The sequence below is a fragment of the Micromonospora sp. NPDC023956 genome (assembly GCF_040639195.1).
Taxonomy (GTDB): Bacteria; Actinomycetota; Actinomycetes; order Mycobacteriales; family Micromonosporaceae; genus Micromonospora.
In genome coordinates, this window is the sequence record NZ_JBEZZN010000012.1 from 69,000 (window position 1) to 94,238 (window position 25,239).

22 protein-coding genes are annotated in these 25,239 nt (G+C 73.3%); 14 read left to right on the forward strand and 8 right to left on the reverse strand.

The annotated features are described in order from the left end of the window. Positions 1 to 123 precede the first annotated feature (123 nt). On the forward strand, positions 124 to 2,118 hold the full coding sequence (locus AB0F58_RS22185; RefSeq protein ID WP_357145963.1) for an acetoacetate--CoA ligase: 1,995 nt from the start codon (positions 124 to 126) through the stop codon (positions 2,116 to 2,118). Between the two features lie 72 nt (positions 2,119 to 2,190). Here the strand turns inward: AB0F58_RS22185 and AB0F58_RS22190 are convergent, their stop codons facing one another. Beyond that, on the reverse strand, positions 2,191 to 2,871 hold the full coding sequence (locus tag AB0F58_RS22190) for a TIGR03089 family protein (protein WP_357145966.1): 681 nt from the start codon (positions 2,869 to 2,871) through the stop codon (positions 2,191 to 2,193). Positions 2,872 to 3,033: 162 nt separating this feature from the next. Between AB0F58_RS22190 and AB0F58_RS22195 the strand changes: the two genes are divergently transcribed. Then, positions 3,034 to 4,179, forward strand: coding sequence for a glycosyltransferase family 1 protein (locus tag AB0F58_RS22195; protein ID WP_357145969.1), 1,146 nt, complete (start codon positions 3,034 to 3,036; stop codon positions 4,177 to 4,179). Positions 4,180 to 4,305: 126 nt separating this feature from the next. Further along, a complete protein-coding gene (locus AB0F58_RS22200) occupies positions 4,306 to 5,397 on the forward strand; it encodes a sugar phosphate nucleotidyltransferase (RefSeq protein ID WP_357145972.1) in 1,092 nt (363 codons plus the stop codon). Here AB0F58_RS22200 and AB0F58_RS22205 read toward each other — a convergent pair. Then, positions 5,366 to 6,010 (reverse strand): NUDIX domain-containing protein, encoded by a 645-nt coding sequence (locus AB0F58_RS22205; protein ID WP_357145975.1) that lies wholly within the window; start codon positions 6,008 to 6,010, stop codon positions 5,366 to 5,368. The genes AB0F58_RS22200 and AB0F58_RS22205 overlap by 32 nt on opposite strands. Positions 6,011 to 6,049: 39 nt before the next feature. On the opposite strand from AB0F58_RS22205, the gene AB0F58_RS22210 reads away from it, so the two are divergent. Beyond that, positions 6,050 to 7,093, forward strand: coding sequence for a hypothetical protein (locus tag AB0F58_RS22210; protein ID WP_357145978.1), 1,044 nt, complete (start codon positions 6,050 to 6,052; stop codon positions 7,091 to 7,093). 197 nt (positions 7,094 to 7,290) lie between these two features. Then, positions 7,291 to 8,280: a winged helix-turn-helix domain-containing protein gene (locus AB0F58_RS22215; RefSeq protein ID WP_357145981.1), complete on the forward strand. Its 990-nt coding sequence runs from the start codon at positions 7,291 to 7,293 to the stop codon at positions 8,278 to 8,280. Between the two features lie 60 nt (positions 8,281 to 8,340). Here AB0F58_RS22215 and AB0F58_RS22220 read toward each other — a convergent pair whose 3' ends face one another. Together AB0F58_RS22220 and cofD are read right to left on the reverse strand one after the other, a co-directional pair. Beyond that, entirely contained in the window at positions 8,341 to 9,429 is a 1,089-nt protein-coding gene (locus AB0F58_RS22220; RefSeq protein WP_357145985.1) for a coenzyme F420-0:L-glutamate ligase, read from the reverse strand. Beyond that, on the reverse strand, positions 9,426 to 10,373 hold the full coding sequence (cofD, locus tag AB0F58_RS22225) for a 2-phospho-L-lactate transferase (protein ID WP_357145988.1): 948 nt from the start codon (positions 10,371 to 10,373) through the stop codon (positions 9,426 to 9,428). The genes AB0F58_RS22220 and cofD overlap by 4 nt, the downstream gene beginning before the upstream one ends. A 101-nt stretch (positions 10,374 to 10,474) precedes the next feature. On the opposite strand from cofD, the gene AB0F58_RS22230 reads away from it, so the two are divergent. The 3 genes from AB0F58_RS22230 to AB0F58_RS22240 all read left to right on the forward strand — a co-directional run bounded on the left by AB0F58_RS22230 (position 10,475) and on the right by AB0F58_RS22240 (position 15,424). After that, positions 10,475 to 11,566, forward strand: a complete 1,092-nt coding sequence (locus tag AB0F58_RS22230; protein ID WP_357145991.1) for a hypothetical protein — start codon at positions 10,475 to 10,477, stop codon at positions 11,564 to 11,566. A 217-nt stretch (positions 11,567 to 11,783) separates the two neighbouring features. After that, on the forward strand, positions 11,784 to 14,342 hold the full coding sequence (locus AB0F58_RS22235; RefSeq protein ID WP_357145994.1) for a bifunctional FO biosynthesis protein CofGH: 2,559 nt from the start codon (positions 11,784 to 11,786) through the stop codon (positions 14,340 to 14,342). A gap of 824 nt (positions 14,343 to 15,166) precedes the next feature. Continuing rightward, entirely contained in the window at positions 15,167 to 15,424 is a 258-nt protein-coding gene (locus AB0F58_RS22240; protein ID WP_088980572.1) for a WhiB family transcriptional regulator, read from the forward strand. A gap of 69 nt (positions 15,425 to 15,493) precedes the next feature. Here AB0F58_RS22240 and AB0F58_RS22245 read toward each other — a convergent pair whose 3' ends face one another. Continuing rightward, positions 15,494 to 15,943, reverse strand: coding sequence for a metallopeptidase family protein (locus AB0F58_RS22245; protein WP_091394113.1), 450 nt, complete (start codon positions 15,941 to 15,943; stop codon positions 15,494 to 15,496). Between the two features lie 198 nt (positions 15,944 to 16,141). On the opposite strand from AB0F58_RS22245, the gene AB0F58_RS22250 reads away from it, so the two are divergent. The 6 genes from AB0F58_RS22250 (at position 16,142) to AB0F58_RS22275 (ending at position 21,670) form a co-directional block, all read left to right on the forward strand. After that, positions 16,142 to 16,513: a DUF3499 domain-containing protein gene (locus AB0F58_RS22250; RefSeq protein WP_357145998.1), complete on the forward strand. Its 372-nt coding sequence runs from the start codon at positions 16,142 to 16,144 to the stop codon at positions 16,511 to 16,513. Between the two features lie 252 nt (positions 16,514 to 16,765). Continuing rightward, positions 16,766 to 17,950 (forward strand): spermidine/putrescine ABC transporter substrate-binding protein, encoded by a 1,185-nt coding sequence (locus AB0F58_RS22255; RefSeq protein WP_357146001.1) that lies wholly within the window; start codon positions 16,766 to 16,768, stop codon positions 17,948 to 17,950. Continuing rightward, positions 17,950 to 19,101: an ABC transporter ATP-binding protein gene (locus tag AB0F58_RS22260; RefSeq protein ID WP_357146004.1), complete on the forward strand. Its 1,152-nt coding sequence runs from the start codon at positions 17,950 to 17,952 to the stop codon at positions 19,099 to 19,101. The genes AB0F58_RS22255 and AB0F58_RS22260 overlap by 1 nt, the downstream gene beginning before the upstream one ends. Positions 19,102 to 19,141: 40 nt before the next feature. Beyond that, positions 19,142 to 20,059 carry an ABC transporter permease gene (locus AB0F58_RS22265; RefSeq protein WP_357146007.1) on the forward strand — a complete coding sequence of 306 codons (918 nt, stop codon included), beginning with the start codon at positions 19,142 to 19,144 and terminating at the stop codon, positions 20,057 to 20,059. Further along, entirely contained in the window at positions 20,056 to 20,871 is an 816-nt protein-coding gene (locus AB0F58_RS22270) for an ABC transporter permease (RefSeq protein WP_357146010.1), read from the forward strand. The genes AB0F58_RS22265 and AB0F58_RS22270 overlap by 4 nt, the downstream gene beginning before the upstream one ends. Positions 20,872 to 20,977: 106 nt before the next feature. Further along, the gene (locus AB0F58_RS22275; protein ID WP_357146013.1) at positions 20,978 to 21,670 is read left to right on the forward strand and encodes a G5 domain-containing protein; all 693 of its coding nucleotides are present in this window, start codon (positions 20,978 to 20,980) and stop codon (positions 21,668 to 21,670) included. Positions 21,671 to 21,745: 75 nt separating this feature from the next. Here the strand turns inward: AB0F58_RS22275 and AB0F58_RS22280 are convergent, their stop codons facing one another. The 3 genes from AB0F58_RS22280 to AB0F58_RS22290 all read right to left on the reverse strand — a co-directional run bounded on the left by AB0F58_RS22280 (position 21,746) and on the right by AB0F58_RS22290 (position 25,044). Continuing rightward, positions 21,746 to 22,090, reverse strand: coding sequence for a DUF779 domain-containing protein (locus tag AB0F58_RS22280; RefSeq protein ID WP_357146318.1), 345 nt, complete (start codon positions 22,088 to 22,090; stop codon positions 21,746 to 21,748). 116 nt (positions 22,091 to 22,206) lie between these two features. Beyond that, the gene (adh, locus tag AB0F58_RS22285; RefSeq protein WP_357146015.1) at positions 22,207 to 23,712 is read right to left on the reverse strand and encodes an aldehyde dehydrogenase; all 1,506 of its coding nucleotides are present in this window, start codon (positions 23,710 to 23,712) and stop codon (positions 22,207 to 22,209) included. A 39-nt stretch (positions 23,713 to 23,751) separates the two neighbouring features. Then, complete coding sequence (locus AB0F58_RS22290) at positions 23,752 to 25,044, reverse strand: transcriptional regulator (protein ID WP_357146018.1); 1,293 nt, start codon at positions 25,042 to 25,044, stop codon at positions 23,752 to 23,754. Positions 25,045 to 25,239: the final 195 nt, after the last annotated feature.

Consider the following 25,239-nt stretch of genomic DNA (forward strand, 5'->3'; position numbering starts at 1 on the left):
TGTGTGGGATGAACACACATCGATCAAGGCTGCGGAGGCGGAGAATGGTGGGTTGAGGTAGGGCAAGATGGCGTCACGGCCCACGCACAGTGTCGTGACGGGTCGCGGGGAGGGATGGACACCGTGTCTGACGTGCTCTGGACGCCGCCGGCGGACGTACTCGAGCGGTCCCGGATCGGCGACTACCTACGCTGGCTGCGGGCGCACCGGGGGCTGGAGTTCGCCGACTACGCCGAGCTGTGGCAGTGGTCGGTCACCGACCTGTCGGCGTTCTGGGGCTCGGTCTGGGACTACTTCCAGGTGCACTCCCACACTCCGGCCACCGATGTGTTGGCCGACGCCACCATGCCGGGGGCGCGCTGGTTCCCCGGCGCCACCCTCAACTACGCCGAGCACGTGCTGCGGATGCCCGGCCTCGCCGACGACGACCCGGTGGTGATCGCGCACGGGCAGACCCGCGCCCCGGCGGCGCTGACCGCCGCCGACCTGCGCGAGCAGGTCCGCCGGGTGTCCGCCGGGCTGCGCCGGCTCGGTGTCGGCGCCGGCGACCGGGTGGCCGCGTACGCCCCGAACATCCCCGAGACGTTCGTGCTGATGCTCGCCACCACCAGCCTCGGCGCGGTCTTCTCCTCCTGCGCACCCGAGTTCGGCACCCGCAGCGTCACCGACCGCTGGCAGCAGATCGAGCCGACGGTGCTGGTCGCGGTGGACGGCTACCGGTACGGCGACAAGCCCGTCGACCGGCGGGGTGAGGTGGCCGCCATCCGGGCCGCCCTGCCGTCGCTGCGGCACACCGTCACGATCCCCTACCTCGACCCGTCCGGCACGCCGTCCCCGGGAACGACCGACTGGGCCGAACTGGCCGCCGCGACCGACGAGCCGCTGACCTTCACCCCGGTCCCGTTCGACCACCCGCTCTACGTGCTCTACTCCTCCGGCACCACCGGCCTGCCCAAGCCGATCGTGCACGGCCACGGCGGCATCCTGCTGGAACACCTGAAGATGCTCGCCCTGCACCACGACCTCGGGCCGGGCGACCGGTTCTTCTGGTTCACCACCACCGGCTGGATGATGTGGAACTTCCTCGTCTCCGGGCCGGCGGTCGGCGCGGCGATCGTGCTCTTCGACGGCAACCCCGGCCACCCCGACCTCGGTGCGCTGTGGCGGCTGGCCGAGGAGACCGGCATGACGTACCTCGGCACCTCACCGCCGTTCCTGCTGGCCTGCCGCAAGGCCGGCCTGGTGCCGAAGGAGGTCGCCGACCTCTCCGCGCTGCGCGGCCTCGGCTCCACCGGCGCACCCCTGCCGCCCGAGGGCTTCACCTGGGTGTACGAGGCCGTCGGTGACCACCTCCAACTCCAGTCGCTCTCCGGCGGCACGGACGTCTGCACCGGCTTCGTCGGCGGCGTGCCGCTGCTGCCGGTGTACCCCGGGGAGATCGCCTGCCGGGCGCTGGGCACGAAGGTCGAGGCCCGCTCGGCCGACGGCAGCCCGGTCGTCGGCGAGCTGGGCGAGTTGGTGATCACCGCTCCGATGCCGAGCATGCCGGTCGGGTTCTGGAACGACCCGGACGGCAGTCGTTACCGGGAGGCGTACTTCGACTTCTACCCGGGCGTGTGGCGGCACGGCGACTGGATCACCGTCAACTCCCGGGGCGGCTGCGTGATCACCGGCCGTTCGGACGCCACCCTGAACCGGGGCGGGGTCCGGCTCGGCACCGCCGAGTTCTACTCGGTGGTCGAGGGGCTGGACGAGGTCGTCGACTCGGTGGTGGTGCACCTGGAGGACGCCGACGGCGGCCCCGGCGAGCTGCTGCTCTTCGTGGTGCTCGCCGAAGGGCTGGAGCTGGACGACACCCTGCGCAGGAGGATCGCCCGCGAGCTGCGGACCGCGCTCTCCCCCCGGCACGTGCCCGACGAGATCCACCAGGTGCGGGCGGTGCCGCGCACCCTGTCGGCCAAGAAGCTGGAGGTGCCGGTGAAGAAGATCCTCACCGGTACGCCGGTGGACTCGGCGGCGGCCACCGGTGCGCTGGCCAACCCGGAGTCGCTGACCGCCTTCGCCGCGTTCGCCCAACGTCGCGCCGACGAGGAGGACGCCGAGTCGGTTCGCCGATAACGCGGTGTCCCGCCGCAGGGAGACCGCGTTGTCGCCGAAACGGCGGCGCCCAGACGGCGCCGAGAGGGGACGTCAGGCCAGCGGGCGGGTGACCTTCTCCGTCGTCAGCCGGGAGTCGAGGCGGGTCGGGTCGAGGTTGCCGCAGAGGACCACGCTGCCCCGGACGCTCAGCGGGGCGAGCAGCCAGTCCACCGGGTCCGGGTGCCGGGCCGCGTCGACCAGCACGCGGTCACCGGGGGCGAGACCGAGTTCCTCCGCGCGTCGCGCCGCGCGGGCCACCAGCTCCGCACCCCCACCCGGGTACGGGGCGAAGTGGTCGCCGTGCACCCGTACCTCGACCACGTAGTCGGCGAAGCCGGCGGGCACCTCGCGCAGCGGCAGGGCGAACGGGGCGAGCGCCAGCGCGTAGCGTTCCCCGGCCGACCAGGCGTCCGCCTCGGGCGCCCGGTCGGCGGCGGCGAAGAGCACGTCCACCGGCCCCGGCTCGGTACGCACCGTCAACCCGGCCGACCAGCAGCCGAGCAGCACGGCGGCGGTCTGCCAGTGCGGGGGCAGCAACATGCCGGCGACGCTGCCGGGCCCGGCGGCCACCTCGTCGACGAGCAGGTTGGCGGTCTTCGCCACCCAGTTCGCCAGCGTCGCGCCGGAGAGCTCGGTGCGCTCACCGGTGGCGTCGTCGTACCAGGTCAGCAGGGGGCGGGCCGGGTCGGCGGCGATCGCGTCGGCGAAGACCCGGGGAATGTCGTCGGCCACGGGCGAACGATACAGCCGGCCGACGTGCCCACTCGATGCCAACTCGAGACCCGTCGAGGGTCGGGTCGCCGTCACCGCACGGGCCGGCGGGCGGCGTAGGCTTGTACCGAGTGTTGTTTGCCACAGAAGCACCAAGTGTTGTTCCCACAAAGGAGTTGCCCCGTGACCGCCGGTCGCCCGCCCCGCGTGCTCATCGACGCCACGAGTGTCCCCGTCGATCGTGGGGGCGTCGGTAGATACGTCGATGGCCTGCTCGGCGCCCTCGGCAAGGTCACCGGTACGGGTGTCGACCTGGCCGTGGTGAGCCTCCGCACCGACCAGGAGCGTTACGCCCGGATGCTGCCGGGTGCCGAGATCATCCCCGCCCCGGCCGCGGTGGCCCACCGCCCGGCCCGGCTCGCCTGGGAGCAGACCGGCCTGCCGCTGCTGGCCCAGCAGGTCGGCGCGCAGGTGCTGCACTCGCCCTTCTACACCTGTCCGCTGCGGGCCGGCTGCCCGGTCACGGTGACCCTGCACGACGCCACGTTCTTCACCGAGCCGGAGCACTACGACAAGTCCCGGCGCACCTTCTTCCGCAGCGCCATCAAGACCTCGCTGCGCCGCGCCAGCCGGGTGATCGTGCCGAGCAAGGCCACCCGCGACGAGCTGATCCGCCTCCTCGACGCCGACCCGACCCGGATCGACGTGGCGTACCACGGTGTCGACCACGCGGCCTTCCACGCCCCGAGCGACGAGGAGAAGGCCCGGGTCCGGGCCCGGCTCGGCCTCGGCTCCAGCAGCTACGTCGCCTTCCTCGGGGCCAAGGAGCCGCGCAAGAACGTCCCCAACCTGATCCGGGGCTGGGTACGGGCGGTGGCCGAGCGGACCGACCCGCCGGCCCTGGTGATCGCCGGTGGGCAGGGGCACGACGACGACATCGACCGCGCGGTGGCGGAGGTCCCGTCGCACCTGCGCCTGCTCCGTCCCGGCTACCTGCGCTACGCCGACCTGCCCGGCTTCCTCGGCGGGGCGCTGGTCGCCGCCTACCCGTCCTACGGCGAGGGCTTCGGCCTGCCGATCCTGGAGGCGATGGCCTGTGCCGCCCCGGTGCTGACCACGCCCCGGCTCTCCCTGCCCGAGGTGGGCGGCGACGCGGTCGCCTACACCAGCGAGGACCCGGACCAGATCGCCGCCGACCTGGCCGCCCTGCTCGACGACGAGTCGCGCCGGCTGACGCTGGCCAAGGCCGGCTTCGACCGGGCCAAGGAGTTCACCTGGGAGTCCAGTGCCGAGGTGCACATCGCGGCGTGGAGCCGGGCCCGGTCCTGACCGGTCGCGCCCGGCCCCGGTCGGCGCGGAGCGGGCCGGGAGGCCGGCCCGCCGTGGGCGTCGGGCGCTCGTGGCGGTTCGGTGCGGCAGGCGTCCGTCCCGTGGCGGTTCGGGCATGATGTGCTGATGCTGTACGCCGTCATCCCGGCGGGCGGCAGCGGCACGAGGTTGTGGCCGCTGTCCCGTGCCGGGCATCCCAAGTTCCTCCACCCGCTCACCGGCTCCACCCGGTCGCTGCTCCAGGCCACCGTGGACCGTCTCGCGCCCCTCACCACACCCGAGCGGACCCTCGTGGTCACCGGGGCGGCGCACGTCGCGGCGGTGGCCCGGCAGCTCACCGGCCTGCCGGAGGAGAACATCCTGGTGGAGCCCTCGCCCCGGGACTCGTGCGCGGCCATCGCCCTGGCCGCGGCGGTGATCGCGGAACGCGACCCGGAGGCGGTGATGGGATCGTTCGCGGCCGACCACCTGATCGGGCAGCCGGACCGCTGGGCGGAGACGGTCCGCGAGGCGGTCCGGGGCGCGGAGCGCGGCCTGCTCATGACGGTCGGCATCACCCCCACCCGGGCGGAGACCGGCTACGGCTACCTGGAGACCGGCGACCCGGTCGACGGGGGGCCGCTGCGCCCGGTCGCCGAGTTCAAGGAGAAGCCCGAGGCCACGGTGGCCGAGGCGTACCTGCGTTCCGGCCGGCACCTGTGGAACGCGAGCATGTTCGTCTGGCGGGTGGACGTCTTCCTCGCCGAGCTGGCCCGGCAGCAGCCGGCGCTGCACGCCGGGATCACCGCCATCGCCGCGGCCTGGGGCACCCCCGAGCAGGACGACGTGCTCGGCACGGTCTGGCCGACCCTGCCGAGGATCTCCGTCGACTACGCGGTGATGGAGGGCGCGGCCACCGCCGGGCGGGTCGCCACCGTCCCCGGCGACTTCGGCTGGAACGACGTCGGTGACTTCCACACCCTCGGCGAGGTGCTCCCCGCAGACGAGCGGGGCAACGTGGTCCTCGGCGGCGACACCGGGCCCGGTGTGCTGCTGCACGACACCGACGACCTGGTGGTGGTCGCCCAGTCCGGTCGGCTGGTCACCGTGCTCGGCGTCCGGGACCTGATCGTGGTGGACACCCACGACGCGGTGCTGGTCTGCCCCCGCGACCGGGCCCAGGACGTCAAGAAGCTCGTCGACGAACTCAAGGAGCGGGGCGAAGAAGGCCACGTCTGAGCGCGGCCAACCCCGGTTCGAGGAGCTGGTCGACCCCGCCGAGCCGGGGGGTGGGCAGCCGGTCCGGCGGGAACCAGCCCAGCGCCTCGGACTCGTCGCTGACCCGTTCCACCGCGCCGGGCGGGGCGAGGACCGCGAACCGGACGTCGTGGTGGAACGAGCCGCCCTGGCAGGGCACCGGGTGGATGTCCACGTCGATCGGGACGGGGTCGATCCGCAGGCCGGCGATGCCGGACTCCTCGGTGGCCTCGCGGAGGGCGGCACCGGCCAGCGTCCGGTCGGTCGGCTCGCAGTGGCCGCCGAGCTGCACCCACTGCCGGAACTTCCCGTGCAGGCAGAACAGCAGCCGCTCGCCGGTGGCGTCGACGATCAGCACGCTGGCGGTGACGTGGCCGGGGCGGTGCGCCCGGGTCACCGCCACCGGCCCGGCGGCGAGCAGCGCCAGCGTGCGGTCGCGGGCCTCGGCGGCGGCCGGGCTGGTCGGTTCCCAGCCGGAGAGCACGGCGGTGGTGTCGGCGTGCAGGGCGGCGACGGTGTCGCCGGACGGGACGGCGTCGGCCGGCGGGGTCCCGTCGGCGCGCGGGTCGGTGGTGTCAGCACGGGCGTCGGGCATCCGGACACTCTACGAGCACCCGGTCTCTACCCTGGCCGGGTGACACTTGAGCTGCTGGAATTCGTCGTCGCCGGCAACGAGGCGAGCGATCTGCTGCCGGTCCGCTCCGCCGCGCTGCTGCGTCGGCACCGGGCACGGCGGGGCTTCTGGACCGTCCTGGACGAGGGGCCGGTGGAGGAGTGCCTCGCCCTGCTGCTGGAGCGGGAGGACGGCGAGTGGACCGCCGCGCACGTGCCCGCCGACGCCGGGGTGGAGAACCGCCGTACCGAGGACGGTGAGGCGCTGGCCCACCACGACGGCTGGGTCTACGTCTTCGGCTCGCACTTCGGCTCCAAGGGCGGCCCGCTGCGTCCCCGCCGGGCCTTCGTCGCCCGGTTCCGGGAGGACGACGCGGCGGCCGACGGCCCGTTGCCGGTACGGGTGGTCCGTAACTCGTTCCGGCTGCACCGGGTGCTCAACGACGCGCTCGCCGCCGCCGACCTGGACACCCTGCCGCCGGGGGAGCAGGTCCGCACCCGGTTCATCGGGGAGACCGTGGCCCGGGGCACCGCTCGGGCGAAGCGCTGGGTGAGCCGGCTGAGCGAGGGGGACCTGCCGCTCAACGTCGAGGGCGCCGCCTTCACCCCGGCCGGCTCCGTCCTGCTCGGGCTGCGCTTCCCGGTCACGACCGACGGCGCGCCGATCCTGGTCGAGGTGACCGGGGTGGCGGAGATGTTCGCCGAGCCCCGGGCCTGGCCCCGGGCGGTGCGGGCGTACGCGCTGACCGGGGTGACCCCGCCCGGGGCGCTCACCGGATTCCGGGCCATCGCCCCGACCGACGACGGTGGCTACACGGCGGTGATCGGCTCGATCGACGCCCTCGGCAAGGGTTCCGTGCTGCTCGACGACCACCCGCACGGTGGGGAGGTGACCTCCCGGCACGTCCGGTTCCGGCTGCCGGTGGAGCCGACCCACCTGGTGCCCGGCGAACTCGTCGCCGACCTGGCCCCGTTCCACCACGTGGAGGGGATCGCCGAGACGGACGGCCGGTGTTTCTACGTCACCGACGAGGATCACCGGGTGGCCCTCTGGCTGCGCGGCTGAGGGGCCGGGCGACAGCTCTGTGGACGCGCTGGGCCACAGACCCTCGTGCCGTCGCCCGGCCCGACACCAGCATGCCGAAGCGGTCACCCGACGTCGATGCTTTTCAGCTCACACTTAAAAGCCGAGATCATGGCCGGTACAGTGCAGACGGTCGCCGGGCGGCAAGCGCTGTCCGGTGCCCACGGGGAGCGCTGGCGATGCTGACTATCCACTTCTCCCGCGAGGACGTCCTCCGCACCCGGGTGGCGCCCTCGGCGGACCCGCTGTGGGAACTCGTCCTCAGCCTGCACCTTCTGCAGGACCGCCAGGCTGACCCGCTGGTCAACGGTTGGCGGCGGGTCGTCGCCGCGCGGCTGCGCCGGGAACAGGACGGCGAACGGCTGCGCCTGCTGCTCACCCTGAACCCGCCGAGAGGCTACTTCCCCGACTTCCTCACCCCGTACCAGAGCGTGGACGGCTTCGAGGCCGGGCTGGACGCGGTCCGGACCACCTCGCCGGAACTGCTCCGGCGGGACCTGACCACGCTGGCGGGCGGACGGGAGCTACCCGCCCCGGCCGCCGCACTGGCCCGGGGCGAGCCCGAGGCGCTGCACCACCTCACCGACTCGTTACAGCGGTACCGGTCACTGGCGCTGCGCCCGTACTGGGGCCGGATCCAGGCGGCGGTGGAGGCGGACCGGATCCGTCGGGCCCGGGCCATGCTCGACGGCGGCGCGGAGGGGCTGCTGGAGAGCCTGCGCCCGACGATGCGCTGGGAGTCCGGGGTGCTGGAGGTCCCCGACTACCCGGCCAGTCGACAGCTGGACCTCGACGGGCGTGGGTTGTTGCTGGTGCCCTCGTTCTTCTGTGCCCGGACGCCGGTGGCCCTGCTCGACCCGGCCCGACCGCCGGTGCTGGTCTACCCGGTGGACCGACTCGGCGCGCTCGTCCCGGCGGCCGGGCCGGCCGGTGGCGACGGCCGGACGGCGCTCGCCGCGCTGATCGGCCGGACCAGGGCGGCGGTGCTGGAGGCGAGCGACGCCGGGCTGACCACCGGCGAGGTGGCCCGCCGCCTGGGCATCTCACCGGCTGCGGTCAGCCAGCACACCACCGTGCTGCGCAACGCCGGCCTGCTGGTCAGCCACCGGGACCGCAACACCGTCGTGCACACGTTGACCCCGCTCGGCCGCGCCATCCTCGACGGCTGACCCGCGCACCACCTCCGGAACGACCGGCTCGGGTGCCGGGCCCCGAGCGGGCGGGCCGGCTCAGATGGCCAGGGCGGCGCTGGCGGTGCTGCCCGCCGGGGGCGGCAGCAGCAGCGACGGCACCCCGTGGGCGGCCAGCGCGGCCCGCAGCCGCTGCGCGTCGGCGCCGAACCGCACCAGGTCCGGCTGGTCGACCGGCGTGGGGGCCTCGCCGAGGATCAGTCCGGTCGCCGTCGCCGGCCAGCCGGGGACGGCGGCCGTCAGCACCGTGCGTGTCTCCTCGTCGGCGACCAGGGTGAAGACCGTGCCGGACGCGACCGTGCCGGCCACCGCGTCGATCGCCCGGCGCACCGCCGTCGGGTCGGCCGGCTCCGGTCCCGGCCCGTCGTCCAGCGTGGCGGCGGCGAGCAGCCCGGCGGCCCGCGCCTCGGCGGTACCGAGCGAGAAGAGGTCCTGCTCGGCGTCCCGGACCAGGACACGTGCGCCCGGACCGTCCACCGCGCCGTTGCCGGTCAGGTAGCCGCGCACCACCGCCACCGGCACCTGGTCGCACTTGCCCTTGATCAGTTCCCCCGCGCCGGCCAGCTCGTCGACCACCGCCATCTGGGTGACGTGCAGTTCGTTGCCGTACGGGTCGATCTCGCCCCGGTGGTCGCGGATGGCGGGCAGCCCGGCGACCCCGAGGGCCACGTCGGTGAGGCCGTTGCGCCAGGGCCGGCCCATGGTGTCGCTGACGATCACCGCGACGTCCACGTCGTACCGCTCCCGCAGGGCCGTGCGCAGCGCGCGCGCCGAGGCGTCCGGGTCCTCGGGGAGCAGCACCAGCCGGGTCTTCTCCACGTTGGAGGCGTCGATCCCGGCCGAGGCCAGCACGAAGCCGTGGTGCGTCTGCACGATCCGGGTGGCGCCCCGGGTCGCCACCACCCGGGCGGTCTCGGCGGCGAGCACCTCGTCCCGGGCGGCGGCCCGCTCCGGGCCGTCCGCCGGCACGTCGACCAGCCGCCCCTCCGCCTTCGACACGACCTTGCTGGTCACCACCAGCACGTCGCCGTCGCGCAGCCACGGGGCGGCGGTCGCGATCAGGGCGGCCAGGTCGTCGCCCTGGGACACGTCGCCGATGCCGACCACCGGCAGGATCTCCAACCTCATGTCAGCTCCACCGCGGCCCGGACCATGCCGGCCGTCGCCGCCTCGTCGGTCATCCACAACGGCACCGCCCGTACCGTCACCCCGGGCACGACCGCGTCCTCGTCCTCCGGGGCGACCAGCCAGCCGTCGAGCAGCCCGCCGGCCCGCCGTCCGCCGTAGAGGCGGCCCACCCCGGCGGCACTGCACTCCACGTCGAGCACGGCCAGGCACCGGTCGGCCATCCCGCGCACCGGCGCGCCACCGATGATCGGGGAGACTCCGACCACCCGTCCGGGCGTGTCGGCCACCGCCTCCCGCAGTCCGGGCACGGCCAGGACCGGCGCGATGCTCACCACCGGGTTGCTCGGCGCGACCAGCACCACGTCGGCCGTGCCGAGCGCGTCGAGGACCCCGGGTGCCGGCGTGGCGCTGTCCGCGCCGACGAAGACGAACCGGTGGGTGGGGATCTCGGCGCGGTGGCGGACCCACCACTCCTGGAAGTGGATCGCCCGTCGGCCGCCGTCCAGGTCGACTACCGCGTGGGTCTCCAGGCGGTCGTCGGTGGCCGGCAACAGGCGTACGCCGGGCTGCCAGCGGGTGGCCAGGGCGGCGGTGACCGCGGAGAGCGGGTACCCGCCGTCGATCATGCTGGTCCGTACCAGGTGGGTGGCGACGTCCCGGTCGCCGAGGCCGAACCAGGTCGGCTCCGCCCCGTACGCGGCGAGTTCGCTCTTCACCGTCCAGGTCTCGTCGGCCCGCCCCCAGCCGCGCTGGCGGTCCGCGCCCCCGCCGAGGGTGTAGAGCACGCTGTCCAGATCCGGGCAGATCTTGAGTCCGTGCAGGTAGAGGTCGTCGCCGACGTTGACCACGGCGGTCACCTCGGCGCCCACCTCCCGGGCGTACGCCCGGACGCCGAGCAGGAATCGGGCGCCCCCGATGCCACCGGCCAGAACCACGATGCGCATGCCGACCATCCTCGCGCACGTGACGTCCCCGTTCGGGCATGGTCCGGAGAGACTAGGCTCACGTCGCACCTGTCCGACATCGCCCGAAGAGGGGGAGCCCCTTGACCAGCCCCGCCGAGCCCGCGTCGACTCCCGACGCGCCGCAGGCCGCCCAGCACACCAAACCACTCCGGGAACTCGTCGCCCTCGTGCTCCTCGGCGCCAACGCGGTGCTGCTCTTCGTCGGGCTGATCCGGCTGCTGGTGCCGATGTCCGAGTACAGCACTCTGACCGGCCGAGCGGTGGGGGTCGTCAACACCTTCATCGGCATCGAGGCGACCGTCCTGCCGATGCTCGCGTTCCTGCTCGCCACGCACGTCCAGCCGGCGGTGCCGAAGGCCAAGCAGATCACCCAGATCGCCCTGATCGAGTACGTGGTGAGCGCGGTACTGGGCGTGCTGGCCTTCCTGATCGGCGTGATCGGCCTGCTCGCCGAGGGCGAGGTCGGTGACGCCTTCCTGCTCCTGCTGACCTCGGTCGCCTTCCTGGCGGTGCTCGCGGTCGCCGCGGTCGTGGTGCACAAGGTGTGGCGTGGGCTCTACCACGTCCCCAAGCCGAAGGCCCAGCCGGGCGTGTACGGGCAGCCCCAGCCGGGCTGGCCCCAGCAGCAGCAACAGGGCTACCCGGGCTACCCGGCCCAGCCCGGTCAGTACGGTGCCCAGCCCGGCCAGTACGGTGCGCAGCCCGGCTACCCGGCCCCGCCGTACGGCCAGCCGAACCCGCAGTCCGCCCCGCCGTACCCCGGCGCGCCGCAGTCCGCCCCGCAGTTCGGTGCCCCGCCGCAGTCCGCCCCGCCGTTCGCCGGTGCGCCGCAGTCGGCGCCGCCGTTCGGGCAGCCGGGCACCCAACCGTCCTTCGGCACGGCGGCCCCGTCCGCCCCGTCGTACGGCGCTCCGGCCGCGCCGCCCTTCGGGCAGCCGCCGTCGGCCGACCCGACGCAGGCGATTCCGCGCCAGTCCACCGAGTCCACCCCGACCCCGGCCCCGGACGCCGAGAGCGACCGTACCCAGGTCGTCGCGCCGGACGCCGGCAGTGACCGTACCCAGGTCGTCGCGTCGGATACCGACGGTGACCGTACCCAGGTCGTCGCGTCGGACGCCGACGGTGACCGTACCCAGGCCGTTCCCCGCGAGCCCGGCTCCGAGAACCGCTGACCTCCGCTCCACCGACGCACCCCACCGCCGTTTCCGGCTCGCTCCGGGGCCGGTCGACGTCCCACCGGACCTCGACCGGCCCCGGACCGCGTCCGGCCCGGGACGACGCCGGGTCGCCCCGGTTCGGGGCCCGCACACCGGAGGCGCCGGATCGACCGGCGTGACCTGGTGGGGAGGACGACGTGGCCGGGGGAGCGGGCCGGAATAGGGTTGGGCAATGCGGGAGAACAGCGAGGCGGGGGCGACCGGCGGGGCGGACACGGCGGTCGGCGGACCGGCCGCCGCTGGCGTGGTGACCGGGGCGGGCGTGCACCGCGCCCTGCGTCGCGCGGCAACCGGGCGGGCGCTGGACACCGACGAGGCCGTGGCGCTGCTGGCCGCCCGGGGCGACGCCCTGGCGGAGCTGTTCGCCGTCGCCGCCGGGATCCGCGACGCCGGACTGCGTGACGCCGGCCGGCCCGGGGTGATCACCTTCTCGAAGAAGGTCTTCGTCCCGCTGACCCGGCTCTGCCGGGACCGCTGCCACTACTGCACCTTCGCCACCGTCCCGCACCGGCTGCCGGCGGCCTTCCTCGACCGGGACGAGGTGCTGGCGATCGCCCGCGAGGGGGCGGCGCAGGGCTGCAAGGAGGCTCTGTTCACCCTCGGTGACCGGCCCGAGGAACGGTGGCCGGCGGCCCGGCGCTGGCTGGACGAACGCGGTTACGACTCCACCCTGGACTACCTGCGGGCCTGCGCGGTGGCGGTGCTGGAGGAGACCGGCCTGCTGCCGCACCTCAACCCGGGCGTGCTCACCTGGTCGGAGCTGCAACGGCTCAAGCCGGTCGCGCCGAGCATGGGCATGATGCTGGAGACCACCGCGACCCGGCTCTGGTCCGAGCCCGGGGGCCCGCACTTCGGGTCGCCGGACAAGGAACCGGCGGTGCGGCTGCGGGTGCTCGACGACGCCGGGCGGGTCGGGGTCCCGTTCACCACCGGCATTCTGATCGGCATCGGCGAGACCCTCGCCGAGCGGGTGGACGCGCTGTTCGCGATCCGCCGGGCACAACGCGAGTACGGCCACCTCCAGGAGGTGATCGTGCAGAACTTCCGCGCCAAACCGGACACCGCGATGCGGGGCATGCCCGACGCGGAACTGCACGACCTGGCCGCCACGGTGGCGGTGGCCCGGGTGCTGCTCGGGCCGAAGGCCCGGATCCAGGCCCCGCCGAACCTCATCGCCGGCGAGTACGACCTGCTGCTGCGCGCCGGCATCGACGACTGGGGCGGGGTCTCCCCGGTGACCCCGGACCACGTCAACCCGGAGCGCCCCTGGCCACAGCTCGACGAGTTGGCCCAGCACACCGCCGCCGCCGGGTTCACGTTGCGCGAGCGGTTGACGGTCTACCCGGAGTACGTCCGGGCCGGTGACCCGTGGCTGGACCCCCGGCTGACCCCGCACGTGACCGCCCTCGCCGACCCGGAGACCGGGCTCGCCGTCGAGGCGGCACGGCCGGTGGGTCTGCCGTGGCAGGAGCCGGAGGAGACCAACGGCGGACGGGTCGACCTGCACGCCACCATCGACACCACCGGGCGGACCGGCGACCGGCGGGGCGACTTCGACAGCGTCTACGGCGACTGGGCGCAGGTCGCCACCCGGGTCACCACGGCGGCCAGCGCCGGGGGCGGCGACGCGGACCTGCGTACCGGTCTGCGGCTGGCCGCCGACGATCCGGCGACGCTGCTCGACGCCCGGCACGCCGACGCGGCGCTGGCGCTCTTCGCGGCCGACGGCGCGGCGCTGGACGCGCTCTGCCGGCTCGCCGACGACGTCCGCCGCGACACCGTCGGCGACGACGTGACCTACGTGGTGAACCGCAACATCAACTTTTCGAACGTCTGCTACGTGGGCTGCCGGTTCTGCGCGTTCGCCCAGCGCGAGCGGGACGCCGACGCCTACCGCCTCTCCGTCGAGCAGGTGGCCGACCGGGCCGAGGAGGCGTGGGCGGCCGGCGCGACCGAGGTCTGCATGCAGGGCGGCATCGACCCGAAGCTGCCGGTCACCGCGTACGCCGACCTGGTCCGGGGGATCAAGCGGCGGGTGCCGGGGATGCACGTACACGCCTTCTCCCCGATGGAGGTGGTCACCGCCTCCGCGAAGGCCGGCGTGTCCATCCGGGACTGGCTGGAACAGTTGCGCGAGGCCGGCCTGGACACCATCCCGGGCACCGCCGCCGAGATCCTCGACGACGAGGTGCGCTGGGTGCTCACCAAGGGCAAGCTGCCCACGGCCGCCTGGGTCGAGGTGGTGACCACCGCGCACGAGCTGGGCATCCGGTCCAGCTCGACCATGATGTACGGCCACGTCGACCATCCGGCGCACTGGCTGGCGCACTTCCGGGTGCTGGCCGGGGTGCAGGACCGTACCGGCGGGTTCACCGAGTTCGTGGCGCTGCCGTTCGTGCACACCAACGCGCCGATCTACCTGGCGGGTATCGCCCGCCCCGGCCCCACCCGGCGGGAGAACCGGGTGGTGCACGCGATGGCCCGGCTGCTGCTGCACGGTCGGATCGCCAACATCCAGTGCTCCTGGGTGAAGCTCGGCGACGAGGGCACGGTGGCGATGCTGCGGGGCGGCTGCAACGACCTGGGTGGCACGTTGATGGAGGAGACCATCTCCCGGATGGCCGGGTCCGGCAACGGATCGGCGCGGACCGAGGAACAGTTGCGGACCATCGCCACCGCGGCGGGTCGTCCGGCCCGGCGGCGGACCACGGCCTACGGCCGGCCGTCCTGACGGGTGAACCGCCGCCGGTCGGCTACCGCATCCGGGACACGCGGCGACGCCGAATGGCGGCGGTCGTCCGGCGGCGGCGGTGGACGTGGTCCTCCCGGCCGGCCGACCGGTCGGAGGACGATGCGGTCGGTCCGTCGTCCGTTTCACCATCGGTGCCACAGGGAAACTCGGATTATGAAATTCCCGTGTGGTACGTAACACGACGGGTGCCTGTCGTTGCGGACCGCCGACGGCGTTCCCCGAACGGCGTCCGTACCGTTTGGTGAGACGTTTTCCGGCGGTGAGCGAGGTTTCCCGTGCCCGCATCCGATCGTGCGATGGCCATCCTGACCAGGGGAATCCTGCTTTCGGGCCATAACCGACGAATGATGGACCACATCTTCTGTCCACATGGTGAGCGGAGCGCGGGCGCTGCCCGGGGCTCGACGGGCGGTGTCGCGGAAGTCGCGTTAACCTGTGCCCCACCAAGATCGCTGATCTTGGTGGGGGCTCTCCAGCCGTCCTCGACGACGGCGAGGTCCGGGTCGGACGGTGGAGCGCCACGGGAGAAATCTCGACCAACTCGCCGGCGAGGGCGTTACTCCTCAGGGGTCTGAATCGATAGGGCAGGTTGCGGGGTCGGGCGGCCCGGATGGCCGTCCGGAGCGTGTCGGGAGGACGACTCCATTATCAAGTCCGGCTTGACGGCGCACGTATTACACGCGTGTAATTTGAATGGGGTTGTCTACACGGAACGCAGCAAATCGGTACCGGAGGGACAAACGCGCCTTTCCGCGTGGGGGTTGCAGCGGCGATAACGCCGGTGCGCGACAAGGAGGCATGCGATGGACGGCCAGCTTGAGGTGGCCGACCTGCTCGGAAACGCGCCGGAGTGGCAGGAGCGGGCGCTCTGCTCGCAGACCGATCCGGAGGCGTTCTTCCCCGAGAAGGGCGGCTCGACCCGCGAGGCGAAGCGGATCTGTTCCCGATGCGAGGTCAAGACGGAGTGTCTGGAGTACGCACTCGGTCACGACGAGCGGTTCGGGATCTGGGGTGGCCTCTCCGAGCGGGAGCGCCGCAAGCTCAAGCGGCGGGTGGCCTGACGTTCCCCGTGCCGGGCGGTGGGGGCCGCCCGGTCCGGGCCCCTGACGGGACCCCCGGACCGAGCCCGTTCAGGCCAGCTCGTCGGGATCGACCCCGAGCAGATTGGCGACCTGCTCGATGATGACATCGTGGACCAGGTCGGCGAGATCCTCCCGGTCCATCGCGCGGAACTCCAGGGGACGCCGGTAGAGCACGATCCGCGGCGGGACCTCCTGCCGGCCCGGCCGGCCCGGCAGCAGTCGGGCGAGGGGTACCTCCCCGTCCTCCAGTACGTCCGAGTCGTAGACGTTGAGATCCGGGGGCACGTCCTCGACGGCGAACTCAACCCCGGCCAGTTCCTTGGCGAACCGGCGCTCCAGCGTCTCCACCGTGTCCAGTACCAGGTCGTCGAAGACCTCCGCCTTCGTCCGGGCCAGTGGCACGGTCGCCGGCACCAGCCGACCGCGCAGACCGCGGCCGTGCCGGTCGCGGTGCACCCGCCGACCGGAGCCGGGGCGGCGGTGTTCCGGACTGGTCATGGGGCAAGGGTAGTCCCCGTCCCCGCTGGCCTGCCGCTCCGGCACTCCCGGGAGCGCTGGCCCGGGAGTGTCGCGTCCGTTGTGCGGCGATCTCTCCTGCCGCCGATGCCACCGGCGGCCGAATTGTGATCTCGGTGACGGGCGTGTCGCACCGTGAACCAGTGCGGCGGACCCGGTAATGGAGATACCCTGCCGCACGTGAGGTCATCACGGCGCTGCTCCAGAAACGGCTGCCCCCGGCAAGCGGTCGCCACATTGACCTATGTCTACAACGAGTCGACCGCCGTCGTCGGTCCGCTCGCCGCCTTCGCCGAGCCGCACACGTACGACCTCTGCGAGCCGCACGCGCGGAACCTCACCGCGCCCCGGGGCTGGGACGTCGTCCGGCACGAGGGCGAGTTCGAACCGCCCCCGCCCACCACCGACGACCTGGTGGCCCTCGCCGAGGCGGTCCGTGAGGCGGCGCGCCCGGCACCCCGCCCGCCGCAGGACTCCTCGCGGCAGGACCATCCCCAGACGCCCCAGACCGGCCGTCGGGGGCACCTCCGCGTCATCCCGCCCACCCACTGACCCGTCCGCACCCCCGGGGCCGTACCCCGGGTGCCGGTCCGGGCGTGGCGCCGGAGGTGGACGACCGCCCCGGCCCAGGTGCCCGGCACGGTGCGGAGCCGTTGCGGAATCGCCGGCAGGTGGTCGTCGTCGCGGCAGAGCACCTCGGTCAGCAGGGTGAGAGTTCTGCATGTCAGTATCGTTCGTCCCATCGCCCGGCTGCCGCCGGCGGACCCCTCGCCCCTCGCCGACGACGACCCCAGGAGCCGTCACATGCGTAGTCACCCCCGGACGGTCTCCCGGCGTGGTCTGCTCTCCGGTGCGCTCGGCTCGGCCGTGTCGCTCACCGGGGGCGGCGCCCTCGCCGGCTGTGGCACCGAGGCGGCCCAGCAGACCGAGGAGGGCTGTGTCAGCGAGGACCGCTCGGCCAGCGAGAAGAAGCTGATCTTCTCGAACTGGCCGCAGTACCTCGACGTCGACTCCGCCGACGGGTCGAAGCGGCCGACCCTGGACGCGTTCCAGGCCGCGACCGGGATCCAGGTGACCTACACCGAGGACATCAACGACAACAACGAGTTCTTCGGCAAGGTGCGCAACCAGCTCGCCGGCTGCCAGAGCATCGACCGGGACCTCATCGTGCTGACCGACTGGATGGCCGCCCGGATGATCCGGCTCGGCTGGATCCAGCAGCTCGACCCGGCCCGGCTGCCCAACGTCCAGGCGAACCTGCTGCCGTCGTTGAAGGGGCGCTCGTTCGACCCGGAGAACCGGATCGCCGTGCCCTGGCAGACCGGTCTCGCCGGCCTGGCCTACAACGGCAGCGTCACCCGGGAGATCCGCACCATCGACGAGCTGTTGACCCGCCCCGACCTCAAGGGCCGGGTCACCGCGCTCAGCGAGATGCGCGACACGATCGGACTGCTGCTCCAGGCCCGGGGGCACGACCCGGCCAACTTCACCGAGGCCCAGTTCGACGACGCCCTCGCCACGCTCAGGCGCGCGGTGGACAGCGGGCAGATCCGTCGGTTCACCGGCAACGACTACGCCCCGGAACTCGCCCGGGGCGACATCGCCGCCTGCATCGGATGGTCCGGCGACATCATCCAGCTCGGCTTCGAGAACGAGAAGATCAAGTTCGTGGTGCCGGACTCCGGAGCCATCCTCTACTCCGACGACCTGCTGGTGCCGAACCGGGCCACCCACCGGGCCAACGCCGAGAACCTGATCGACTACTACTACCAGCCGGCGGTCGCCGCGAAGCTCGCCGCGCACGTCAACTACATCTGCCCGGTGCAGGGCGCCCAGGCCGAGATGGAGAAGATCGACCCGGAGCTGGCCGCCAACCCGCTGATCTTCCCGGACGACGCGATGCTCGCGAAGTCCACGGTCTTCATGGCGCTCGACGAGGCGCGGGAGAAGGCGTACGAGGCGAAGTTCCAGCAGGTCATCGGGGCGTGATGGCGACCCGGACAACCGCCGGCGACCTGCGGCTGGTCGCCCTGGCCAAGCGGTTCGGCGACCTCACCGCCGTCGCCGACCTCACCCTCACCGTCGCCCAGGGCTCCTTCTTCGCCCTGCTCGGGGCGTCCGGCTCCGGCAAGACCACCACCCTGCGCATGATCGCCGGGCTGGCGGAACCGACCGGCGGGCAGGTCCTCCTTGGCGAGGAGGACATCACCCGGCTGCGCCCGTACCGGCGGCCGGTCAACACCGTCTTCCAGAGCTACGCCCTCTTCCCGCACCTCGACGTCGCCGAGAACGTCGCCTTCGGGCTGCGCCGGCGGGGCATCCGTCAGGTGCGCCCCCAGGTCGAACGGATGCTCGCCCTGGTGCAGCTCGACGGGTACGGGCGGCGTCGCCCCGCCGAACTCTCCGGCGGGCAGCAGCAACGGGTCGCGCTGGCCCGCGCCCTGATCAACCAGCCACAGGTGCTCCTGCTCGACGAACCCCTCGGCGCGCTCGACCTCAGGCTGCGCCGGCAGATGCAGAGCGAACTCAAACGGATCCAGACCGAGGTCGGCACCACCTTCGTGCACGTCACCCACGACCAGGAGGAGGCCATGACGATGGCCGACACGGTCGCGGTGATGAACGCCGGACGGATCGAACAGGTCGGCGCCCCCGCCGACCTCTACGAGTTCCCCGCCACCGTGTTCGTGGCGAACTTCCTCGGCCAGTCGAACCTGCTCGCCGCCGAGGCCGCCGGGCCGACCCGGGGCGAGGTCGCGGTGACCGCGCACGGCGCGCGGTTCACCGTCCCCGTCGCCCGCGCCCGCGCCGACCGGGGGCCGGTCCACCTCGGGGTACGTCCGGAGAAGCTACGCCTCGCCACCTCCGCCGACCAGGTCCCCGCCGGGCACCAGCACGTCGCCGGGGTGGTCGCCGACGCCGCCTACGTCGGGGTGAGCACCCAGTACCTGATCCGCACCGGCACCGGGGGTGAGCTGTCGGTGTTCGCGGCCAACACCGGCACCGAGGGGCGGCACCCCGTCGGCGCGTCCGTGCTGGCGTACTGGCGACCGGAGCACGCCTTCCTGCTCGCGCGCGCGACCGATGCCGTGGACCGGGTCGGCCCGCTGCGCGACGAGCCGGTGACGGTGGCGCCGTGACCGGGTCCCCCGCCCCTGCCCGGACCCACCGGGTCCCGCGGTGACCGCGTTCGTCCACCTGCCGGGCGGCACCGGACCGGCCGGCAGCCCGGCCGCCCCGCCCCGCCCCGGGCGGAACGGGCTGCTGCCGTACCTGCTCCTGCTGCCGGGGGCGGCCTGGCTGGCCGTCTTCTTCGTCGTGCCGCTGTGCCAACTCGCCGCCGCCAGCCTCTACGACCCGGCCGGCTCGCTCGCCACCGGGTACGCGATGACCTGGGCGTTCGGCAACTACCCGGACGCGCTGGCGGCGTACTGGCCACAGTTCGGGCGCTCGTTCCTCTACGCCGGTGCCGCCCTGGTGCTGGCGCTGCTGCTCGGCTACCCGCTGGCGTACGCGATCGCCCGGAAGGCGGGACGCTGGCGCAACGTCCTGCTGGTGTGCGTGGTCGCCCCGATGTTCACCAGCTTCCTGGTCCGTACGCTGGCCTGGAAGACCATCCTGTCGGACAACGGTGCCCTGGTCGGCCTGCTGCGCGATGTCGGCCTGCTGGACACCGACGGGCGACTGCTGGCCACGCCGGTCGCGGTGGTGCTCGGCCTGACGTACAACTTCCTGCCCTTCCTGGTGCTGCCGCTGTACGCGAGCCTGGAGCGGCTCGACCCCCGGCTGCTGGAGGCGGCCGGCGACCTGTACGCCGGCCCGGTGCAGACGTTCCGCCGGGTGGTGCTGCCGCTCTCCCTGCCCGGTCTGACCGCCGGGACGCTGCTCTTCTTCATCCCGGCCAGCGGCGACTACATCAACGCCGAACTGCTCGGCACGCCGAACGAGTACATGATCGGCAACGTGATCGACTCGGCGTTCCTGGTCCGGCTGGACTACCCGCAGGGCGCCGCACTGTCGTTCCTGCTGATGGCGGCGGTCCTCGCCGTGGTCTTCGGCTACCTGCGCCGCGGCGGCGGCACCCAGGAGTTCCGTTGACGCGGGCGCTGCGCTGGCTGGCCGACCGCTGGGTGGTCGGCGTGGCCCTGCTCGTCTTGGGCTACCTGCTCCTGCCGGTCGCCGTGGTGGCCGCCCTGTCGGTCAACCGGCCGGCGAGCCGCCTCTCCTACGACTTCCACGAGTTCACCCTCGACAACTGGCGCAACCCGTGCGCGAGCGTCGAGATGTGCGACGCGGTGGTCCGCAGCGTGCAGATCGGCTTCCTCGCCACGCTGGCCGCCACCGTCCTCGGCACGCTGATGGCGTTCGCCCTAGCCCGGCACCGGTTCCGGGGCCGGGCCACGGTCGACGCGCTGGTCTTCCTGCCGATGGCCACCCCCGAACTGGTGATGGGGACGTCCCTGCTCGCCCTCTTCGTCTCCGCCGGGGTGCCGCAGGGCTTCTGGACCGTCGTCATCGCCCACGTCATGTTCTGCCTGTCGTTCGTGGTGGTGACGGTGAAGGCGCGACTGGTCGGCATGGACCGGCGGCTGGAGGAGGCCGCGATGGACCTCTACGCCAGCGAGTGGCAGACCTTCCGCCGGGTCACCCTGCCACTGGCGCTGCCCGGGATCGTCGCCGCCGCGCTGCTCGCCTTCTCCCTCTCCTTCGACGACTTCATCGTCACCAACTTCAACGCCGGCACCACGGTCACCTTCCCGATGTACGTCTGGGGTGCCGCCCAACGGGGCATCCCGCCGCAGGTCAACGTGGTCGGCACCGCGATGTTCGCGGTCGCCCTGCTCCTCGTCCTGTCCACTGCCGTCCGCTCCTCCCGCTCCCGGGCGCTCTCGGGTCAGCAACGCTGCTGAGGACCCGGCGACCGTCATCGACGCCGCGGGAACTCACCCCCGACGGTGGGAGGAACCCGGGAGGTTCCCCATTGCCTTGGTGACCGACGCGGTCGAAACTGCCACCATGACGTCTTCGCGGTCGTCCCGTGACCAGGCGGCCGATCGGCCGCGCCCGGCCGGCAACGGCTCCGGTGGCCGGACCACGGTGGCACTCCTCGCCGGGATGCTCACCTTCGTCCTTGCCTGTGGCGTGGAGTTGACAGCGGTCGGCGCGCTGCTCGGCGTCCGACCCGGTGGGGGGTCACCGACGGCGGACGGGCTGCGGGCGGAGTGGGACGACCCGGAGGCGGCCCCGCCGTCGACCGGGCCGGCGACCACCGGGAACCCCTCCCCGGGGTCTTCCGGCGAGGTGCAGACGAAGCAGGTCACCGAGACGGCCCGGATCCCCTTCCCGGTGGAGATCGTGGACGACCCGGCCCTGCCGGAAGGGCAGCAGGCGATCCGCATCCGGGGGGTCGTCGGCGTGAAGACCCTCACCTACGAGGTGACCTACGTGGGCGACGAGCCGACCGACAAGCGGCTGCTCCGCTCGGTGGTCAGCCGGGCCCCCGTCACCCAGCTGGTCGCGGTCGGGACGGCTGCCACGGCGGCGTGCGACCCGAACTACAGCGGCTGCGTGCCGGTCGCCGAGGACGTCGACTGCGCCGGACGGGGAGACGGCCCGGCCTGGATCACCGGCACCGTCAAGGTCACCGGTTCCGACGTCTACCGCCTCGACCGGGACCGCAACGGCATCGCCTGCGACGAGAAGAACTGATCCGCCGCAGGCGACCGTGGTGGCCGACGGCCCGCCCGGGGCCGCCCGCCACCACGATCCGCACCCGGCACGGGATCAGGTGGCCAGATCGGAGCGGATGAGGAAGCGGACGCCCTCCGGGGCCTCCAGCGAGAACCCGCTGCCCCGGCCGGGCACCACGTCCACGGTCAACGTGGTGTGCCGCCACAGCTCCCACTGGTTCGCCGACATCCAGAACTCGACCGGCTCCGGAACCCCCTCGACCGCCAGCGCCGCGAGCCGGACGTCCGACGCTCCGGTCCGGAACTCACCCTTCGGGAAGCACATCGGCGCGCTGCCGTCGCAGCAGCCGCCGGACTGGTGGAACATCAGCGGCCCGTGCCGCCCCCGCAGCGACCGGATCAGTTCGGCCGCCGCAGGGGTCAGGGAGACAGGTGGCACGCTGCCCGGGTCGGCTGACGCCGTGGCGTCCGGATCGGCTGCTGCGGTGGCGTCCGGGTCGGCTGCTGCGGTGGCGTCCGGAGAGCCGGGCTGCACCGCGTCGGGACCGCCCGGCATCAGAAGAAGCCGAGCTTCTTGGGGGAGTAGCTGACCAGCAGGTTCTTCGTCTGCTGGTAGTGCTCCAGCATCATCTTGTGGTTCTCCCGGCCGATGCCGGACTGCTTGTACCCGCCGAACGCGGCATGCGCCGGGTAGGCGTGGTAGCAGTTCGTCCAGACCCGGCCGGCCTGGATTCCCCGGCCCGCCCGGTAGGCGGTGTTCATGTCCCGGGTCCAGACGCCGGCGCCCAGCCCGTACAGGGTGTCGTTGGCGATCTTCACGGCGTCGGCCAGGTCGGCGAAGGAGGTCACCGAGACCACCGGGCCGAAGATCTCCTCCTGGAAGATCCGCATCGCGTTGTCGCCCTCGAAGACGGTCGGCTGCACGTAGTACCCGCCGGACAGCTCACCGCCCAGGTCGGCGCGCTCGCCGCCGGTGAGCACCCGCGCGCCCTCCTTCCGGCCGATGTCCAGGTAGGACAGGATCTTCTCCAGCTGGTCGTTGGAGGCCTGCGCCCCGATCATCGTGTCGGTGTCCAGCGGGTGCCCCTGCCGGACCGCCCTGGTCCGTTCCACGGCGGCGGGCAGGAAGTCGGCGTAGTGCCCCTGCTGGATCAGCGCCCGGGACGGGCAGGTGCAGACCTCGCCCTGGTTCAGGGCGAACATGGTGAACCCTTCCAGCGCCTTGTCGAAGAAGTCGTCCCGGGCGGCGCTGACGTCGTCGAAGAAGATGTTCGGGCTCTTGCCGCCCAGCTCCAGGGTGACCGGCCTGATGTTCTCGCTGGCGTACTGCATGATCAGCCGCCCGGTGGTGGTCTCCCCGGTGAACGCCACCTTCGCCACCCGGGGCGAGGACGCCAGCGGCTTGCCCGCCTCGACGCCGAAGCCGTTGACCACGTTCACCACGCCCGGCGGCAGCAGGTCGGCCACGAGCGAGAGCCAGTAGTGGATCGACGCGGGGGTCTGCTCGGCCGGCTTGAGCACCACCGCGTTGCCGGCGGCGAGCGCCGGGGCGAGCTTCCAGGTCGCCATGAGCAGCGGGAAGTTCCACGGGATGATCTGCCCGACCACGCCGAGCGGCTCGTGGAAGTGGTAGGCCACCGTGTCGTCGTCCAGTTCGCCGAGGGAGCCCTCCTGGGCCCGGATCGCCCCGGCGAAGTACCGGAAATGGTCGATCGCCAGCGGGATGTCGGCGGCCAGGGTCTCCCGTACCGGCTTGCCGTTCTCCCAGGTCTCGGCGACCGCCAGCTCCTCCAGGTGCTCCTGCATCCGGTCGGCGATCCGGTGCAGCAGCAGGGCCCGCTCGGCCACCGGGGTCCGCCCCCAGGCGTCGGCCGCGCCGTGTGCCGCGTCCAGCGCCTTCTCCACGTCCTCGGCGGTGCCCCGGGCCACCTCGCAGAAGGTCTGACCGGTCACCGGCGTCGGGTTCTCGAAGTACCGGCCGCCGTGCGGTGCGACGTACTCGCCACCGATGAAGTGGTCGTAGCGGGACTGCCAGTGCGTCGGCGCGTCGTAGCGCGTCATGGGTACCTCCGCCGTCGGAAGGATGTGACGGCGGCCACGCTAGGTGCCGGGACGTTGCAACGACGTTGCGCCGGTGAGCCCGTACTCCCGTCGGAGCTGGTGGACCCGGGCCGCCGCGAGCGGCCGGCGGGGCGCGCCCGGTGGCAACGCCCGCGCCAGCGCCTGCCACGCGGCCAGGTCGTCGGTGCCGGCGGGCGTCGCGGTCCAGGCCGCGAGCAGCGCCGGGTCGCCGCCGGCCAGCACCGCCGCCCGTAGCTGCCCGTCGAGCAGCCGGCGCAGTCGGGTCACTCCCGGCGCGTCCGAGGCGGGCAGCAGACTGCCCGGGTACGCGTCGAGCGCGCCCGCCACCTCACCGCGTTCCAGCAGCTCCGCGACGGTACGGAAGTCCGCCCGGACGGTCCCGCGCAACCGGTACGGGCGGGAGTCGAGCAGGTCCGCACCGAGGATGCGCCGCAGCCGGGACAGCTCGGCGCGCAAAGTGACCGGACGCAGCCGGTCGTCGCCGTAGAGGTCCAGGCCGAGCTGTTCCCCGGTCCGCCCCTGCGGGTGCTGGAGCAGCAGCACCAGCAGCTCGCTGTGCCGGCGACCGAGCCGGACGCGCCGCCCGGCGACCCGCAGCTCCGCCTCGTCCCGCCCCAGCGCGGTCACCGTCACCGTGTCCGGCCCGCCCTGCCCCGGCGGCCCGGCCAGCCATGCCTCGGCCGCCCGCGCGGTGGCCCGGACCAGCGCCAGGCTCTGCGGGTTCGCCAGGTGGTCGCCGCCGGTGATGTCGACCGCGCCGAGCAGCCGCCCGGTGAGCGGGTCGTGGATCGGCGCGGCGGCGCAGGTCCAGGGCTGCACCGGCCGGCTGAAGTGTTCGGTGGCGAAGATCTGCACACTGTGGTCGACCGCGAGGGCGGTGCCCGGGGCGTTGGTGCCCGCGTGCGCCTCGTCCCACCGCGCGCCGGGCACGAAGTTCATGCCCTCGGCCCGCCGCAGCACCCCCGGATGCCCCTCCACCCAGAGCAGCCGCCCGGACGCGTCGCAGACCGCCATCAGGTGCGCGCCGTCGGTGGCGATCCCGCCGAGCAGGTCCCGGAAGAGCGGTAGCACCCGGGCCAGCGGATGGGCGGCCCGGTAGCCCTCCAGGTCGTCGCCGGTCAGCTCGACCGGCGGGGTGCCCTCCGGGTCGAGCAGCGCCCCGACCGACCGCCGCCACGACCGGTGCACCACGTCGCGTACCTGCTGCGGGCTGGGGTCACCGGTCAGGAAGGCCTCGTGGGCGGCGCCGACCTGCGCGATCCGTTCGCCCGGATCGGCACCGACCTCCAGGGCGAGCCACGGGTCGACCACGGCCACCTCCTCGCCCCCATCGTGGCCCCGATCACCGCTGATCGCCAAGGGTGGACGGCGGGAAGCGGGACTATCCGGCGGGGACGTCGACCGGCTGATCGCGACACCCGTCCTCCCCGAACGGACGGCCACAGTGGACAGGCGGCCCGACCGGGCTGCCGAGCGGGTGGCCGCGTACGGCATCCGGCGGCGGTA

Bases quoted from the DNA above. Each gene is read 5' to 3' on its own strand.
- AB0F58_RS22275 (WP_357146013.1), top strand. From the start codon at position 20,978: ATGACGTCTTCGCGGTCGTCCCGTGACCAGGCGGCCGATCGGCCGCGC.
- AB0F58_RS22260 (WP_357146004.1), top strand. From the start codon at position 17,950: ATGGCGACCCGGACAACCGCCGGCGACCTGCGGCTGGTCGCCCTGGCC.
- AB0F58_RS22220 (WP_357145985.1), bottom strand. From the start codon at position 9,429: ATGAGGTTGGAGATCCTGCCGGTGGTCGGCATCGGCGACGTGTCCCAG.
- adh (WP_357146015.1), bottom strand. From the start codon at position 23,712: ATGACGCGCTACGACGCGCCGACGCACTGGCAGTCCCGCTACGACCAC.
- AB0F58_RS22200 (WP_357145972.1), top strand. From the start codon at position 4,306: ATGCTGTACGCCGTCATCCCGGCGGGCGGCAGCGGCACGAGGTTGTGG.
- AB0F58_RS22235 (WP_357145994.1), top strand. From the start codon at position 11,784: ATGCGGGAGAACAGCGAGGCGGGGGCGACCGGCGGGGCGGACACGGCG.
- AB0F58_RS22240 (WP_088980572.1), top strand. From the start codon at position 15,167: ATGGACGGCCAGCTTGAGGTGGCCGACCTGCTCGGAAACGCGCCGGAG.
- cofD (WP_357145988.1), bottom strand. From the start codon at position 10,373: ATGCGCATCGTGGTTCTGGCCGGTGGCATCGGGGGCGCCCGATTCCTG.
- AB0F58_RS22205 (WP_357145975.1), bottom strand. From the start codon at position 6,010: ATGCCCGACGCCCGTGCTGACACCACCGACCCGCGCGCCGACGGGACC.
- AB0F58_RS22245 (WP_091394113.1), bottom strand. From the start codon at position 15,943: ATGACCAGTCCGGAACACCGCCGCCCCGGCTCCGGTCGGCGGGTGCAC.
- AB0F58_RS22215 (WP_357145981.1), top strand. From the start codon at position 7,291: ATGCTGACTATCCACTTCTCCCGCGAGGACGTCCTCCGCACCCGGGTG.
- AB0F58_RS22255 (WP_357146001.1), top strand. From the start codon at position 16,766: ATGCGTAGTCACCCCCGGACGGTCTCCCGGCGTGGTCTGCTCTCCGGT.